The organism is Streptomyces sp. NPDC027663 (assembly GCF_055566415.1).
Map to the genome: position 1 here is coordinate 1 of NZ_JBVHSK010000031.1, position 13,577 is coordinate 13,577.

The following is a 13,577-nucleotide window of genomic DNA, read 5'->3' on the forward strand; positions in this document are numbered from 1 at the left end:
GCCGGTCGACGCAGGAGAAGATCACGTCGCAGTCGGCCGCGGCGGCGAACCCGTCCGGCTCGACCACGCTCAGCTCGTACGGCGCCGTACAAAAGTTGGTGGCGGTGGCCGCGCGGCGGGCGGTTCGGGCGGCGAGATGAGCCTTGGCCCGGTGCAGGCGCACGTCACGGATGGTGGCGTGCAGGAGCCGGTCTAGGTTGACCTCCTCAACGGTGTCGAAGTCGAACAGGCTCAAGCGCTGGATACCGGTGCGAGCCAGGGCCTCGACGACGAGCATGCCGACCGAGCCGCATCCGACGACACCCACGTGCAGACGGGCCAGGTCGTCCTGGGTTGCCTGTCCCCAGGCGGAGACGGTGCGCAGCTGCCGGTTCGTCGCCGTCGGCACAGGGAGAAGACAGTCGTTGAAGGTGATCGTCAGGTGGCCGCCGACCACGCGGACGCTCTCCGCCTCGGTGGGGGCGTAGCGGCGGAGGGCCTGCTGCTGCCAGATGCGGGCGCCGAATCCGGCATCCGTGCCCGCGAAGGTCAGACCGACCAACGGACGGCCGGTGATCACCTGGGCCTGCGCGGCGAAGGACGCCTCAGCCTCGTAATCAACGGCGTTCAGGCGCTGCCACCCGCGGCCCTTGGGGTGGGCGTGGATGAAGCCGAGTCCGCAGCCGTGCTCAGCCGCCAGGGCTGCGGCGCGCAGGAAGTAGGCGCTGGTGAAGTCCACCGTGCCGTGCACGATCCGCTCACCCTGACGCGGCAGCACCACCTCGGCGAGCAGCGCGGTAGTGCGGCTGGCGCCGGTACTCGGCCGCCACAGCACGAAGGCGCAGTCCTCCTGCCCGTCCGCACGGCGCAGGTGATCCGTCAGGTGCTGGGCGGTGCCGCTGGTCATGGCGACCGAGAAGCGGCCGATCATGCGGAAGGACCGTTCTGCAGCTGCGCGAACAGGGTGCGCAGGTGCCGCAGATAGCTGCGGATCGTACGGTCCTGCGCCCAGTCGGCGGGCGGCCGGCTCCAGTGCTCCCACTCCTGCCCCAGCGCAGAGTTGTGCACCGCGCCATGGGGGTGACCCAGGCGGGGGGTGATGTGCGGGCCGTGCGGGGCCGACAGCGGCCAGTCAGGCACCAGCTCCAGGCCGATGCGTACCGTCGTCCCGGCCAGCGGGCCGACCTCGACGAGGTAGTCGAAGACGGCGAAGTTGCCGCTCTGCTCCACCGTGTAGCCGGCGCGGCGCAGGCCCGCGAGCATGCCCGCGGGCCCCGCCTCCGGCATCACCGCAGTCATGCGGTCGGGGTCGGGCCGGTGGAGATCGACACGAACGTCTCCCGCTCGTGCACGTTGATCTCCTCCTCCCCGCGGCCGGCGAACGAGTACTGGTGCCGTCCGGTGATCCGGACCAGGTAGTGCGTGGCCGCGTCGATACCGGCCAGGCCCAGGACCGCATTCGGCGTCGTGTGCTTCGGCACCTCCACCGGCTCGCCGTCCACCGTGACCGTCACCGTCTTATCGCTGGTCTTCTCGTGCTGGGTGTCTGCCGTCGTCATGACGACCACCTCCCCTTCCTCCGGCCCGCCGCGGCAGGCCCGGATATGCGAAAGGCGGGCTCGAAGCCCGCCTACTTCCTCTTCTTCGAGCCGCGCGACGCGCGCTCGTTCACCGTCGTCGACGGGTGCCTACGCACCGTCGACTGCTTCACGAACCGACCCGTGACCGCACTCCGACCACGCTTCCCACCAGACCCACTCGCCTTGCCGGGCATGAGCCACCTCCTGTTCCCAGAGGCCACATCGGCCCCTGCCAACGCACCCAGGACAGCACGCACAGCACCACATCGGCAACATTTTTTGAGTGACAGTTTGCCTGTCGTATGTTTATACAAAGAAGGCCGCCCGATATGAACGGGCGGCCTTTGACGACGCAGGGCAGCTTACGCCGTGGGACCCGCGATGATGCCGAGATTGATCAGCCGGTAGCTCATGGCCATCTCGCTCATCTCAAAGCGCCCGGCCATGAGGTGCACCAACTGCTGGGCCGTACGGAACTCGGCCTCGCGCGCTGCCCGACGCACCATGGACTCAGGAGCCAGCAGAGCCGCAGCGAAACGGTTTGCTTCCATCTCCTCACGATCCGTGGCCATACTCGAGACCGTGTCACGGAAGTTGACACGGGTATCGGTGTCCAGGATCAGCGGCCGGCCGCGATGCAGCCGCAAGTGCCCGAGTTCATGAGCCACCGTAAAACGCCGCCGGTTCTCGTGGTGCTTCTGGTTCACACCGATGACCTGCTCGTCTCCCCGGCGAAGCAGCATGCCGGAGACGTCGTCCGGCATCTCCTGCGGGACGACAAGCACACCCAGCTTTTCCGCAATCAGCACCGGGTTGATGGGCGCCTCGTCGATGCCGAACTGCGTCAACAGCATCTTGGCCGCCGCGTCAGACCTGGCCATCGCGCACCCTCCGTTCAAACGCCTCCGACGCCACAGACGCCACCGCGTCCGCAAGATAGTCCGGCAGCTCGTTCACCTGGCCGGACTCCTGCAGTCCCGGCAGTAGGTCAGCCGGCTCCACCCCGAGCGCTGATGCAAGGCGCACCAGCCGGTACGGCGGAGGAGCCTGCGCGCCGGACTCGATGTTCGTGATCGACCCGCGCGTCAGCCCCGCCTTCCGGGCCAGCAACTCCTGCGTCAGCTTCGCTCGTGCCCTCGCCACGCGCACCCGCCGGCCGATCTCAGCATTGAAAGCCCGCTCAACATCGTCCACGCCACTCCCCGCGATGACAGCCACACTGGCATTCCAACTTAGTCCACCCTCACCAAGAGCACCACAGCGGCTCCCCGACAACCGCCCAGTCAGAACGCCATCACCGCCTACGGCAAGCGCCGCACTGCCGGCGCCGACCCCAAGGCCGCCTATACGCGGACGGCACCGCACTCGAAGACCACTCCCCCCCAAGAAGGCACCCGACGTCGCGAACATGTACGGCACCTGAAGTACCAGCTCAGCAGCATTTCCCACATAACTTCAGTCGGTAAAACGGACGAGCGCACCGAACCTCCGGGCGGATCGGGAAGCCGTGGGCTCGTCCACGACAACACCCGCATCCCCGCCCTGCGCCGGCTGTACATGACCGCCACACCCCGGCTATGGCAGCTCGACGACGAGGCTGCGCCGGGCGCGCCGGGTGAGCTGGTCGCCTCGATGGAGGACGATCCGGACGGGCCGTTCGGGGCCCGCTGCTACACCCTCACCCTGTCCCAAGCGATCGACCGGGGCATCTGCGCGCCGTATCAGGTGGTGTGCCTGGACATCACCGACACCCACCTCCAGGCCGCCCAGCTTCTGGGTGCCGAAGCACGCTCGGACCAGGTGCGCGGGCCCGGCTCGCAGCCCTGCAGACCGCCCTGGTGAAAGCCTCGGCCGAGGAAGGCTTTGACAGGACGCTCGCCTTTCACCACCAGGTGAAGAGGCCGAGGCGTTCGCGGCCGGCCTCACAGGCGTCGCCCAGCAGCTGCGCGGGGCCGACCCGGAGCTCTACCCGCGCACGGTGTGGGCGGACTGGCTGTGCGGCGACCACCGCATCGACCACCGGCGCCGCGTGCTCAGCGAGTTCGCCACCGGCTGGCTCTGTACGTGAAAACGGGTTCTGGCTCAGCTTCTGTGACGCGGCCACGCTGAGTGACGGCTCGTCGTCTTCGGGCGGTACGTCAAGTCGCCTGAAAAGAACCTATGGACGAGGCCGTTGGGCCGACAGTTCGGGGCCGTGGAAGAGGTCGTGCTCCGGCTGAAGGAGCTGTTGTTCCCGTCGATCGCAGACGTCGCGGTGCTGTCGGTGGACGTGGATATCGGGATAGTGCGCGTCGACGCACACTGCACCACGGACGGTGCCCTGTGCCCGGTTTGTGGGGTCTGGTCGAACCGGGTTCATGGCTCCTACCTGCGGTTTCCCGCTGATGTGCCGAGCGCTGGACGAAGCGTTGTTCTCCGGCTGCGGGTCCGCCGGTTCGCCTGCGGGAACTCGGACTGCGCACGCCGCACCTTCGTCGAGCAGATACCCGGCCTGACCCGCCGGCACGGTCAGCGGACCGAGCGACTGCGGTCGACTCTGGTCTCGGTCGGTCTCGCCCTGGCAGGCCGGGCCAGCGCTCGCCTGGTCTCTGCCCTCGGGGTGTCCGTCAGCCGCAGCACTGTCCTGCGCCTGGTCGAAGCTCTTCCCGATCCTGAGGTGCCCGCTCCGCGGGTGGTCGGTGTCGACGAATACGCCACCCGCAAGGGCCGCCACTACGGGACCGTCCTGGTCGATGTCGAAACCCGCCGTCCCATCGATCTGCTGCCCGACCGGGAGGCATCGAGCCTGGCGGCCTGGCTCGCCCAACGGCCCGGCGTCGAGGTCGTCTGCCGGGACCGGGCGCCGTTCTTCGCCGAGGGCGCCGCCCTCGGCGCGCCACAAGCCATCCAGGTTGCGGACCGGTGGCACCTCTGGCACAACCTGAGCGAAGCCGCCGAGCGGAGCGTCGCTCAACACCGCCGCTGCCTTCGATCCCTGGTTCCCACGGCTCCCGAAGCCGAGCCAGAGCCCGCCCCTGCCGAGGGAGCTGACGGGTCACCCTGGCCGCGGGGACACCGGTTCGCCGACCGCACCCGGACCCGGCACGCCGCCGTCCACGCACTGTTGGAGGCCGGGCACAGCCGTCGCTCCATCCAGCGCCAGCTCGGCATGACCTACCGCACCGTCAAACAGTTCGCCGACGCCGCGACACCGGAAGAGCTCTTCACCGGCCAGTGGCAGCACCGGCCCTCCGTCCTGGATGAGTACAAGCCCTACCTCGACGACCGCTGGAGCGAGGGCTGCACCAACGCCTGGAAGCTCTGGGAGGAGATCGTGCCCTTCGGCTACAAAGGCAGCTACCAGCGCGTTCGCGCCTACCTGCACGACAAGCGCACCTCCCCACGGCCAATGACCGCCCGGCCGCCCTCGCCCCGGACGGTCGCCGGATGGATCCTGCGCCGCCCGGAAACCCTCACCGAGCCCGAACAGCTCCAGCTCAAGACTGTCCGTGCCCACTGCCCCGAAATCGACGCCCTGACCCGGCACGTCCGCGGGGCGTGGGCTGCAACCGGCCTCGTTCCAACCGACTCGAGGTCGAATGCAGGAGGGGCCCGAGCTGGTGCGTGGTTCGGGCCCCTCGCGCGTACGTCGTCCACGGGGGGTTTGACGGCGTACGCGTCGCCTAATGAAACGTGGGGCCGGAAGGAAGGTTACGGCGACCTCTCGTCCCGCGCCCGGGGCCCGTTCGGGTGTCTGACCTGGCCGCCTGGCGCGCGCGGAGGTGCCGGCGGTGCGAGCGTGGAGACAAAGCGGGCAGCGCCGGCCGCGGTGCCGGGTGGACGGGATGGAGGAGGTTCATGGCGCGGGCGATCAACAACACCTCCGACGTCGGCGACTACCTCATCGGCGAGAAGATCGACATCAACAGCGACGGCACCCCGCAACACGCCATGAGCGACCAGGCCGAGCAAGCGCGCGAGCTTGTACCCGTGCAATACCACCAGTTCAACATCAGTGACGAGGACGGCCCCGCCGGCCCCGATCTGCCTCGCGAGCACAACGGCCTGATCGAGGTGCAAGGCGGTATCGCCACCATCCACACCGGCATCCACACCGGGGACGTCGACGTCACCGTCACCTTCCACGCCCAAGCCCCCCAGACTGAGAACGCCGTGTGGGACGAGATCGTCGAAGTGTCCCTGCACTCGGTGTCGGGAGAGCTGATGGTACGGGGGCTGATGGACGACCTGGACGAGGAGTTGCCGGCGCTCTCCTTCGACGGCCCCGGTGACTACCGGCTGCGTATCCATGCCCGCGGCCGGGACACCGCCGTCGACCTTGCCCCGGACGAGGTGACCGAGTGGTACCTCATCCAGGTATGGCCGGCACCGGTACAGGACGCGGCCGTGCTCCGTCACACCGACAGCTACGGAGCCTCCGTCCGCGCGCGCTGACCGGCGTGGTAGTCGGTCCACGACGAGCACGCGTTGCTCCTCATTTCGCCCCGTCGGGTTACCGTCCGACGGGGCGAAATGCTGCAAAGAAGGGCACGAGCAGGGTCGGTGCTCTTGCCGAGGGCGGGATGCCGATGCGGGCATCTGCCGGAGGTGAGGATGCCCGGCTTCCGCCCTGAGCAGCCGCAGGCTGTCTTCGAGGCCAGCGAGGTGGTCGTGGAAGACGGAGTCTGTCGGGGGGTGTAGTGGAAACGGTCGAGTTCGACCAGATACGAGTGCCATGCCGGGGGCCCGGCCGGCGGCCCACCCGGCCAGCTTCGGCCCCGCTGCCCGGCGCGGCCGGGGGTGGATGTCAGCGGGCCAGGGTGACGGTGACGGGCACGTCCGGGCAGTTGCCGAGGACGTCCGTGAGCGCGGCCTGTTCGGCGGCATCGATGCTCAAGCCCCAGCGGGTCTTGTCGGCGACCCAGTCGGTGGCGTACTGGCAGCGGTAGCCCTGGGCCGACGGCAGCCACGTGGTCGGGTCCTGGTCGGCCTTGGACCGGTTGGAGGCGGCGGACACCGCGATCAGTGCACGGTCGTCGCCGAGGTCGTTGGCGTAGTCCTCCCGCTCCTTCGCGCTCCAGGCCGAGGCGCCAGAGTCCCAGGCCTCGGCCAGCGGAACCAGGTGGTCGATGTCCAGGGCGCGGGCGTCGTCGATGTAGCGGTCGTCGTACGGCGAGAACCAGGAGCCGCCGGTGAGCGTGCAGCGCGGGCCCTGCTCGGGGGCGATGACCGCCTCCGCGAGGAGGACCTCTGCGCGGGTGTTGCAGCCGTCCCGGTCGGCGTCGATCCAGTGCTTGAACTTGGTGCGCTCGTATCCGGTGCGGTCCTCGGTGCGGACCGGCAGCTGGGCGAGGGCATCGTGGACGGGCAGGGTGACGACGTCACCCGGTGCGGCAGCGGCCGGGGCGGCGTGGGCGGTTGCGGGGGTGAGCAGGGCGGCGAACACGGCGGCCGCGGCAGCGGTACGAGCGAAGCGCACGGAGGTCCTCTCGAAGATCACCAACAGTTCGTGATCTTCGTAGCGGCCCTGCCGTCCGACCCGCCCGGGAACGGCCGGCTGCTCTACCCGATCGGGGGGTAAGTCCGATCGTCGGCACGCCGCGCTCGTCGCTTAGGATCCGTGCCCGTGACAGAGGTCCCCGATGAGCTGATCCAGCTGGAGCGGTCCGCCGAGGAGGAGCGCGAGAAGCTCGCTGAGCTCACCGGGGAGGAGTACGCCGCCCCAGTGGCGCCGTTGGCGCGAGGCCTGCGTGGCCGTGCAGGCGGCCGTCACCGCACACGCCGCAGCCACCGGCGCCAACCGCTATGAGCTGGAACAGGCCGTGAAGAAGGCCGTGCGGCACACCCGGGAAGACCCGGACGTCGAGTAGACGATGCCGGGGCCTACCGCTGGTCGGGCCAGTCGGCCAGCACGTCGGCGGTGTCCTCGCCGGTGAGAGTGATGCGGGCATCAGGCATGCTTCCGTACGCGCCGACCCAGCGCCGGAACTTGTCCCGAGCGGTCTCCTCAGAATTCCACCAGCCGTGCTGCACCGGCCGGCCACCAGCGGCGAGCAGCAGGTGGTAGCGGCCGGGGCTGGTCATGCGAGGCGGATTCCTCTGTGCTGGCCGGGCTCGCGGATGATCGCCTGCTTCGTCTCCAACTCCACCACCTGGTAGTGCACGGAAGCCCGGCTGCGCAGGCCGACCTCCTCCCCGATCTGCTGCATCGTCGGCGCCTCGCCGTGCTCGGCGATGTGCCGGCGGATGCAGCGCAGGATCCGCTCCTGGATGTCGGTGAGGTAGTCAACGCGGTGCATACTCGAATTAGATCTCTTGTTCGATTTACTGGGCAAGCGGAGACACGGCAACCGCTGCGGGACGGGGGAAGGGCACGGGCAGATGAGCGAGGAGCGAGCACTCTCGCATCTGGATGCGCTGCGCTTCGCCCGCCGTGTCCTGGTGGAGCACACCGCACGGCAGCTGGACCTCATCGACCGGTGGATCGCCGATGAGCAGCGGCGCGAGACCGAACGGCGGCAGGGCGAGGAACGCCGCCCGCCGACGCCCGAGTGGCTGATCCAGTACGGCCTCAACCGGACCAACATCGACGCCGTCCACACCGGTACCTGCTGGGCGGCGAAGAAGTCCGGCCGATGCCGCCCCGCGACCCGCGAGGAAGTCCTCGACGCGCTCCGCCGACAGGTGCCGCCGTGCGTGCACTGCCGGCCCGAGACCGCCCTCGGCATCCCCGGCTAGGCGCTGCGCGGACGGCGGCCCGACGCCTTTTTCGCGGTCGGTTTTTTCGCGGCCGTCTTCTTCACCGCGGCCTTCTTGGCCGGCTCCTTCTGCGCGGCCTTCTTCTTCGGCTTCGCCAGCTCATGCACGTCCGCCGGACCTGCGTCCTCGGTGCGGGAAGCCTTCGCCCTCTGTACCGACTCGTTCAGCGCGGCCATCAGGTCCAGCACCTGGGCCGGCTGCTCGGGCTCGGGCGCCTCCGGCAGCGGTTTCTCCTCCCGTTTGGCCTCGATGATCTGCGCGAGCGCCTCGGTGTAGCGGTCGGTGAAATCGGGACCCTCAAGCGCATCGGTGGTCATGGAGTCCATCAAAGCGAGCGCGCCCTCGATCTCCTGCTCGGTCACCTCGGCCGGCGGCGGAAGCAGCTCGGCGGGGTCGCGGATCTCGTCCGGCCAGCGCATGGCGTGCAGGACCAGGACGTCGTCGCGGACCCGCAGCAGGCCGAGACGTTCGCGGCCGGACCAGGCGTACTTCGCCACAGCCACCTTCGCCGACCGGCCCAGCGCCTGGACCAGGAGCTTGTAGGGCTTGGCCGCGACCTGGCCGGCGGGCTGCAGGTAGTAGCCCTCGGCGATCCGAATCGGGTCGATGCTCCCCAGGGGCACGAACGCGTCGATCTCGATCGCCTTCGCCGTCGGCAGCGGCAGATTACTCAGATCCTCATCGGTGATCGGGATGACCTGCGTCTTTGTCAGTTCATAGCCCTTGCCGATCTCGTCCTGGGAGACCTCCCGGTCCTCCAGCTCGCACACCTTGCGGTAGCGGACCCGCCCCTGGTCAGCAAGGTGGTACTGGTGGAAACGGATGCTGTGGTCCTCGGTCGCGCCGACCACGTTGATCGGCACCGTGACCAGGCCGAAGCTGATGGCGCCGGACCAGATGGTGCGGGGCATGGCAGACCTTTCCGCAGTCACCCCGAGCAGCACCAGCCTATGGACGTCACCGGCACCCCGCACTCGAGCACCTGCGGCACCCCCTCGGGCAGGCCCGTCCAACCCGCCCGACTCACTCAGAGCCCTGTGGCACGCGCTACCAAGGCCTAGGAGTAGCCGCCACGGCCGGGCAGGACGGTCCCGTCCGACCGCTGTCGCCGTGCGGACGTCAGCCGCGGAAGCGGGAGAGCCAGGTGCAGCCGGCCCTCTGCTCGGGCACGGCCTGGTCATGCCCCTGGTGCTCGTGCCCAGCCTGCTCGGCTTGGCGGAGGCGGTGATGGCGCATTATTTGCAGTCGTCGCACAGGTGCGGGTGCCTCTCGCGTGGGGCCTCCCACCCGGCGGGCTCGATGGCCTTCCACCGGGCGTCGGTGAACCGGGCGCCACAGCCGGCGCACACGGGACGGCTGGCCTCCCGCTCGGCCTTTTGCTGTGCGGCGATGCGGCGCAGCTGCTCCTTGTACTCCCGCTCGCGGGCTGCGTGCCCGGCCTGCCGGCTGCGCCACGTCCTGAACCCGTAAAAGCCGCACGAGCGAAGGCCCGCGTGATGGTGGAGCGGTCCACACCGAACCAGCAGGCCAGCAGGTCGTGCGTAGTCCCGCGGAGATAGACGAGGGTGTGGCCTGGCTGAGTGTGAGTCCTTCGATGACTCCCGGCCACTCCCCCGACCAAGGCTGCGAAGCTCGTACCCAAACCGGCTCCGACCCACGCAGACTCATCGATCACCAGCTGGGAATCATGCTCCGGGCAGCCTGGGTGTCGACGGGTTCTCGCAGTTGCTACCGAGGATGAAGGACCCATAGCTTGGCACAGTCCGAATGCAGCTGGAGGAGGAACAGTGGCGGGCTTGGTCAGGCGTCAACACCTACCAGTCGAGGTCGACTTCCATGGGTGGGCTCTGCAGGACTGGGATGACACACAAGTGCCTGAGACGTTCCCTGACGGGTTCAACGACGCTGTCTTCCTCACGCCCTTCCCGGGACGTCTGGATTTTGCGAGCGCCGGTCACACCCACACGGCAAGCCTCACGGTCGAGGTGTGGAAAGGTGAGCCGGCGCTCCCGGCCGGCGACTGGGAAGAAACGGCGGAAGCCCGTCTGATGTGTGCATCAGGGAAGCTTCGCGCCTGGGCTGTGGCTGGCGGCCCGATGCCTGAGACCATCGAGCTGTCCGATCGGTCGGGTACGTGGGCTGTAAGAGCCGTATGCACCGGCCGCCGAGAGGTAGCACAGCTGGCGCGGACCGGTGTCCCGGAAGGCGTTGAACGCTACACCGTTCAGTTCTGGCCCGCGCCGTAGTGTCGGGCAGGCCAGCGGTGACGACCGCAGGCCTGCTCCGTCAGGCTGTCCCTCACGAGCGAATCTTCACCATGAATCCGTCGTCAGGGCCATCGATCACACGGTTCAGCTTGTAGTACTGGCCGAGCAGGTTCCCGGCCGCACCGTTATCGTCCTTCGCCACCGGCAGCACACTGAAGTTCTTCGGATCCTGCCGCGGGTCATAATCGGACCCTGCGGCTCCCTCATACGTAGTGGCGAACGGATATTCGTCACACTCCTTCTTCCCTCCCTGTGCATAGTCGTCACCGAAGTACTTGGTGCAGTTGTACACCGCCCGGTTCCGGTTCTTTTTCCTGCGAGCCGTATCACCGTATAGGCGTGTCAGAGGCGCGTCCGTCTTCTGACCGGGGACCTTCTTCCTACTGAAAGGAGGCTGAGTCTGCCCGGGCTTCGTGAACGCCTTCTTGATGTGCAACGCCACGCCACGCTCGGGGGCCCGTGCGGCGGTGCTGTAGGTCAGCGATGTCAGCACACTGAACGCTCCGCCTCCCCCGCGTGTCGCAGCCGGCAGGTAGTCGGCTTCGTCCCAGCGCGGCGGAAGCAAGAAGATGTCACCGCCGGTGAATCCGTCCGACGCCCACCCAGGCGGAGCCTTCAACTTGATGTTCGGCTGGTAGATGGCGACAAGCAGCTTGACCCTCCCCAGGGTCCCGGACTGGCCGGCAGGCGCCTTGATTGTCTGCTTGATCGACCGCCCGTCCAGCAACTCCGCCCACAGCCTCGTCTTGGGCAGAGCATCACCACCCTTCGTGATCCGGATCCTGGACGGCCACGTCTTCGGGATCGACGCATTGGTCGTGACCCCCAGTTTCCGCGCATCATTGTCACCAACCGCGGTGAAGTCCGTGTAGTAATACCGCGCAGTCATCGTGCGGCTGTCTTTTGGAATCGTGCCGACGACCACGACGTCGAAGTGGCTGGTTCCGACAGGGCGCCCGTTCCTAATCCAGACCTGGTCGAACTCACGTCCGGAACACACGGCGAACCGGGACTTGACATAGAACTGTCTGTCAGCAAGCCCCATTACGCACTCCTGCAGTGTCATGCTGTGCGCCGGCTCCGGCAGCGTCACAGCAGACGTCTTGCCAGCAGCGGACCGCGCAGCCCGCTCAGGCGCCAGAGGCTGCACGGAATCCTCTGTTGCCAGCGGCGCGAACGACCTCGCCTTACCGACCGTCTCACGCGGGAGTACGGCAAGCGAGGATTGCTCCGACTGCGCTCTGCGAAGACGCTCCATCTCCCCGGGGGCCCGAAGCTCGGAGAGCGTCAGTGGCTCCGAGTTGACCGGCCGGACGTACGTCTCCACGCGCTGACTGGGCTGGCCGTCATCAGCACGGGCCGATCCGAGAGGAACCATGAGCGACAGCGTCACTGCCACCGCTGACAGGACCGCCACGCGGTGCTTCGCACCTAAGAGGAATCGTTTCATCCAAATCCCCTGGTTCGCATGGATTGACTGTGTGCACCCCAGAACTACGCTGCACAGCACCGTGACAGCAACGGTCAGCTTCGAACTGGCTTGATCAGCAACGGGATTGGCCAGGAACGCGATCTAGTGGACGACGCGGCTCTGCGCACGCCGAGCGCGGCGGAGAGAGGCACTCGGACAGGGACTGGCTCGTGTGCATGAGTTCGGTGACCACAGTGAAGCGGGGTGGCGAGCACTCTGCGCGGCCAGACGTCGCAGAATACGCAGAAGCGTGCTGTAGGGGCTGCCTCGATGCGGCCACCGGGGGAGGGATTAGGCCGTGCCCTCCCCGCCCCGCCAGCCGTGACGCACTGACCTGCCACCGGATCCCCGCAACAGGCGGTTCGAACGGACCGGTCACGCGACCGAATCCTGAACCGGTCCGACTCGCTGGCGACCGCGCCACCCGTCAGCAGTGCGACAGCCACGTAGCAGACAGCATAAGAGCGCCGTGGCAGCGACGCTGAGTTCCAGTGCCCTGAGCCGCTGAGACATCGCCGCGGTACGTATGTGGGCGCAGACGCACCCGCCGACCGCTGGACGGCCAAGCCGCACGCTCGTTGCGGCCTTGCCGTCTTGGACGGTCGCGTCCGCGTGCACTGACGAGTCATGCAAGTGAACACGAGCAGGACCGGCGGGTGAACCCGCTCGTACTCATCGGCGGAGGGTGCGGACCAGCAGGTGCGCCACAACGGCTTCTCGATGCCGTCGGTGTCCTTCTCCTGCCGCTGGAAGAACCGGGCGTACTTGTCGCACTTCCTCGCGATGAGGACGGCTTCCTCGGTGCAGTCGTCGACCTCGATGAACAGCAGCGGCACCCCGGCCTCCGGGGCGGGCAGGACGACGTCGGCGCGGGCGCTGCCGATCGCGGGGTTCTTCCAGGTGCCCTTCACCGGGAGCGCGACCTCGGTGGCGTAGGAGGCGAGGGTGCCGATCCCTTCGGGTGCACGGGCGGCGGTCCGCGCGGCCGCGACCGCTTCGGCCGGCTCCCCCACGACCAGGTCCAGGTTCGGCTTCGGGCGGATCAGCGCGATGACCGTCTCGTTCACCGTCATCGGGTGCGAGGCACCGGACCGGCCCGCGCTCTTGGGCATGCCGCCCATCCCCTCTATCTCGCGGTCCAGGTCGATCGCGGCGGCTGCCAGACCCTCCTTCGTGAGCAGCCGGGTCTCCTCCCCGCCCCGCGTACGGCCGCCGTCGACGGCCAGGCCGTGACGCCGGAGGCCGTTCACCGCAGCCCGGTGGGAAGCGGTCCGGGCTTCCTTCCGCTTCGCTGGGGTTGGCTTGGTCGTGTGCCGGTAGGTCAGGTGAGGCGAGGACAGCCGCTGGATCTGGTCGGCGGTGGCGACCTTGAGCACTCCGAGGACTCGCAGCACATCCGCGCGCAGGTCGTTGCTCGATCCCGCCTCGTTCTCCTTGCGCTTACCCACCATCAGGCTCGCCCTCCCGTCGTCCGCGACCGGCCAGCGGCCGGGCGCCGGCCCCCGGCCGTGGAGGGGACCGGACCCCCGAACCCGATGATCT

15 protein-coding genes and 1 pseudogene are annotated in these 13,577 nt (G+C 68.3%); 4 read left to right on the forward strand and 12 right to left on the reverse strand.

What is annotated here, in order from left to right; translation table 11 throughout:
- The 5 genes from ACZ4SF_RS37765 to ACZ4SF_RS37785 all read right to left on the reverse strand — a co-directional run.
- The coding region (locus ACZ4SF_RS37765) for a ThiF family adenylyltransferase (RefSeq protein WP_468393528.1) at positions 1 to 910 on the reverse strand (910 nt) is incomplete at its 3' end.
- Positions 907 to 1,278, reverse strand: coding sequence for a hypothetical protein (locus ACZ4SF_RS37770; RefSeq protein WP_468393531.1), 372 nt, complete (start codon positions 1,276 to 1,278; stop codon positions 907 to 909). The genes ACZ4SF_RS37765 and ACZ4SF_RS37770, both read right to left, overlap by 4 nt.
- Positions 1,275 to 1,538: a hypothetical protein gene (locus ACZ4SF_RS37775; RefSeq protein ID WP_468393534.1), complete on the reverse strand. Its 264-nt coding sequence runs from the start codon at positions 1,536 to 1,538 to the stop codon at positions 1,275 to 1,277. The genes ACZ4SF_RS37770 and ACZ4SF_RS37775 overlap by 4 nt, the downstream gene beginning before the upstream one ends.
- A 383-nt stretch (positions 1,539 to 1,921) precedes the next feature.
- Positions 1,922 to 2,440 carry an ImmA/IrrE family metallo-endopeptidase gene (locus ACZ4SF_RS37780; RefSeq protein WP_468393537.1) on the reverse strand — a complete coding sequence of 173 codons (519 nt, stop codon included), beginning with the start codon at positions 2,438 to 2,440 and terminating at the stop codon, positions 1,922 to 1,924.
- Positions 2,427 to 2,753 carry a helix-turn-helix domain-containing protein gene (locus ACZ4SF_RS37785; RefSeq protein WP_306192940.1) on the reverse strand — a complete coding sequence of 109 codons (327 nt, stop codon included), beginning with the start codon at positions 2,751 to 2,753 and terminating at the stop codon, positions 2,427 to 2,429. The genes ACZ4SF_RS37780 and ACZ4SF_RS37785 overlap by 14 nt, the downstream gene beginning before the upstream one ends.
- Before the next feature lie 363 nt (positions 2,754 to 3,116).
- Between ACZ4SF_RS37785 and ACZ4SF_RS37790 the strand changes: the two genes are divergently transcribed.
- The 3 genes and pseudogenes from ACZ4SF_RS37790 to ACZ4SF_RS37800 all read left to right on the forward strand — a co-directional run bounded on the left by ACZ4SF_RS37790 (position 3,117) and on the right by ACZ4SF_RS37800 (position 5,993).
- Positions 3,117 to 3,401 (forward strand): hypothetical protein, encoded by a 285-nt coding sequence (locus tag ACZ4SF_RS37790; protein ID WP_468393540.1) that lies wholly within the window; start codon positions 3,117 to 3,119, stop codon positions 3,399 to 3,401.
- A 442-nt stretch (positions 3,402 to 3,843) separates the two neighbouring features.
- Positions 3,844 to 5,076: pseudogene (locus tag ACZ4SF_RS37795) on the forward strand (ISL3 family transposase); the annotation flags it as partial.
- A gap of 320 nt (positions 5,077 to 5,396) precedes the next feature.
- Positions 5,397 to 5,993: a hypothetical protein gene (locus tag ACZ4SF_RS37800; protein WP_468393564.1), complete on the forward strand. Its 597-nt coding sequence runs from the start codon at positions 5,397 to 5,399 to the stop codon at positions 5,991 to 5,993.
- A gap of 352 nt (positions 5,994 to 6,345) precedes the next feature.
- Here ACZ4SF_RS37800 and ACZ4SF_RS37805 read toward each other — a convergent pair whose 3' ends face one another.
- The 3 genes from ACZ4SF_RS37805 to ACZ4SF_RS37815 all read right to left on the reverse strand — a co-directional run bounded on the left by ACZ4SF_RS37805 (position 6,346) and on the right by ACZ4SF_RS37815 (position 7,837).
- On the reverse strand, positions 6,346 to 7,017 hold the full coding sequence (locus ACZ4SF_RS37805) for an HNH endonuclease family protein (RefSeq protein ID WP_468393562.1): 672 nt from the start codon (positions 7,015 to 7,017) through the stop codon (positions 6,346 to 6,348).
- Positions 7,018 to 7,421: 404 nt separating this feature from the next.
- Positions 7,422 to 7,622, reverse strand: a complete 201-nt coding sequence (locus ACZ4SF_RS37810) for a hypothetical protein (protein ID WP_468393543.1) — start codon at positions 7,620 to 7,622, stop codon at positions 7,422 to 7,424.
- Positions 7,619 to 7,837, reverse strand: a complete 219-nt coding sequence (locus ACZ4SF_RS37815) for a LexA family protein (protein ID WP_468393546.1) — start codon at positions 7,835 to 7,837, stop codon at positions 7,619 to 7,621. Before ACZ4SF_RS37815 ends, ACZ4SF_RS37810 begins: the two co-directional genes overlap by 4 nt.
- An 82-nt stretch (positions 7,838 to 7,919) precedes the next feature.
- Here ACZ4SF_RS37815 and ACZ4SF_RS37820 point away from each other — a divergent pair, with 82 nt between their 5' ends.
- Positions 7,920 to 8,276, forward strand: coding sequence for a DUF6233 domain-containing protein (locus ACZ4SF_RS37820; protein ID WP_468393548.1), 357 nt, complete (start codon positions 7,920 to 7,922; stop codon positions 8,274 to 8,276).
- Here ACZ4SF_RS37820 and ku read toward each other — a convergent pair.
- From ku to ACZ4SF_RS37840, 4 genes are all read right to left on the reverse strand, one after another.
- Positions 8,273 to 9,208, reverse strand: coding sequence for a non-homologous end joining protein Ku (gene ku, locus ACZ4SF_RS37825; RefSeq protein WP_468393551.1), 936 nt, complete (start codon positions 9,206 to 9,208; stop codon positions 8,273 to 8,275). The genes ACZ4SF_RS37820 and ku overlap by 4 nt on opposite strands.
- Positions 9,209 to 9,474: 266 nt before the next feature.
- The gene (locus ACZ4SF_RS37830; RefSeq protein ID WP_468393553.1) at positions 9,475 to 10,047 is read right to left on the reverse strand and encodes a helix-turn-helix domain-containing protein; all 573 of its coding nucleotides are present in this window, start codon (positions 10,045 to 10,047) and stop codon (positions 9,475 to 9,477) included.
- 548 nt (positions 10,048 to 10,595) lie between these two features.
- Entirely contained in the window at positions 10,596 to 11,891 is a 1,296-nt protein-coding gene (locus ACZ4SF_RS37835) for a NucA/NucB deoxyribonuclease domain-containing protein (RefSeq protein WP_468393556.1), read from the reverse strand.
- A 197-nt stretch (positions 11,892 to 12,088) separates the two neighbouring features.
- Positions 12,089 to 13,577, reverse strand: a 1,489-nt coding sequence (locus tag ACZ4SF_RS37840; RefSeq protein WP_468393559.1) for a replication-relaxation family protein, incomplete at its 5' end; no start/stop codon positions are given.

Bases quoted from the DNA above. Each gene is read 5' to 3' on its own strand.
- ACZ4SF_RS37770 (WP_468393531.1), bottom strand. From the start codon at position 1,278: ATGACTGCGGTGATGCCGGAGGCGGGGCCCGCGGGCATGCTCGCGGGC.
- ACZ4SF_RS37775 (WP_468393534.1), bottom strand. From the start codon at position 1,538: ATGACGACGGCAGACACCCAGCACGAGAAGACCAGCGATAAGACGGTG.
- ACZ4SF_RS37780 (WP_468393537.1), bottom strand. From the start codon at position 2,440: ATGGCCAGGTCTGACGCGGCGGCCAAGATGCTGTTGACGCAGTTCGGC.
- ACZ4SF_RS37790 (WP_468393540.1), top strand. From the start codon at position 3,117: ATGACCGCCACACCCCGGCTATGGCAGCTCGACGACGAGGCTGCGCCG.
- ACZ4SF_RS37800 (WP_468393564.1), top strand. From the start codon at position 5,397: ATGGCGCGGGCGATCAACAACACCTCCGACGTCGGCGACTACCTCATC.
- ACZ4SF_RS37810 (WP_468393543.1), bottom strand. From the start codon at position 7,622: ATGACCAGCCCCGGCCGCTACCACCTGCTGCTCGCCGCTGGTGGCCGG.
- ACZ4SF_RS37815 (WP_468393546.1), bottom strand. From the start codon at position 7,837: ATGCACCGCGTTGACTACCTCACCGACATCCAGGAGCGGATCCTGCGC.
- ACZ4SF_RS37820 (WP_468393548.1), top strand. From the start codon at position 7,920: ATGAGCGAGGAGCGAGCACTCTCGCATCTGGATGCGCTGCGCTTCGCC.
- ku (WP_468393551.1), bottom strand. From the start codon at position 9,208: ATGCCCCGCACCATCTGGTCCGGCGCCATCAGCTTCGGCCTGGTCACG.
- ACZ4SF_RS37830 (WP_468393553.1), bottom strand. From the start codon at position 10,047: ATGGGTCCTTCATCCTCGGTAGCAACTGCGAGAACCCGTCGACACCCA.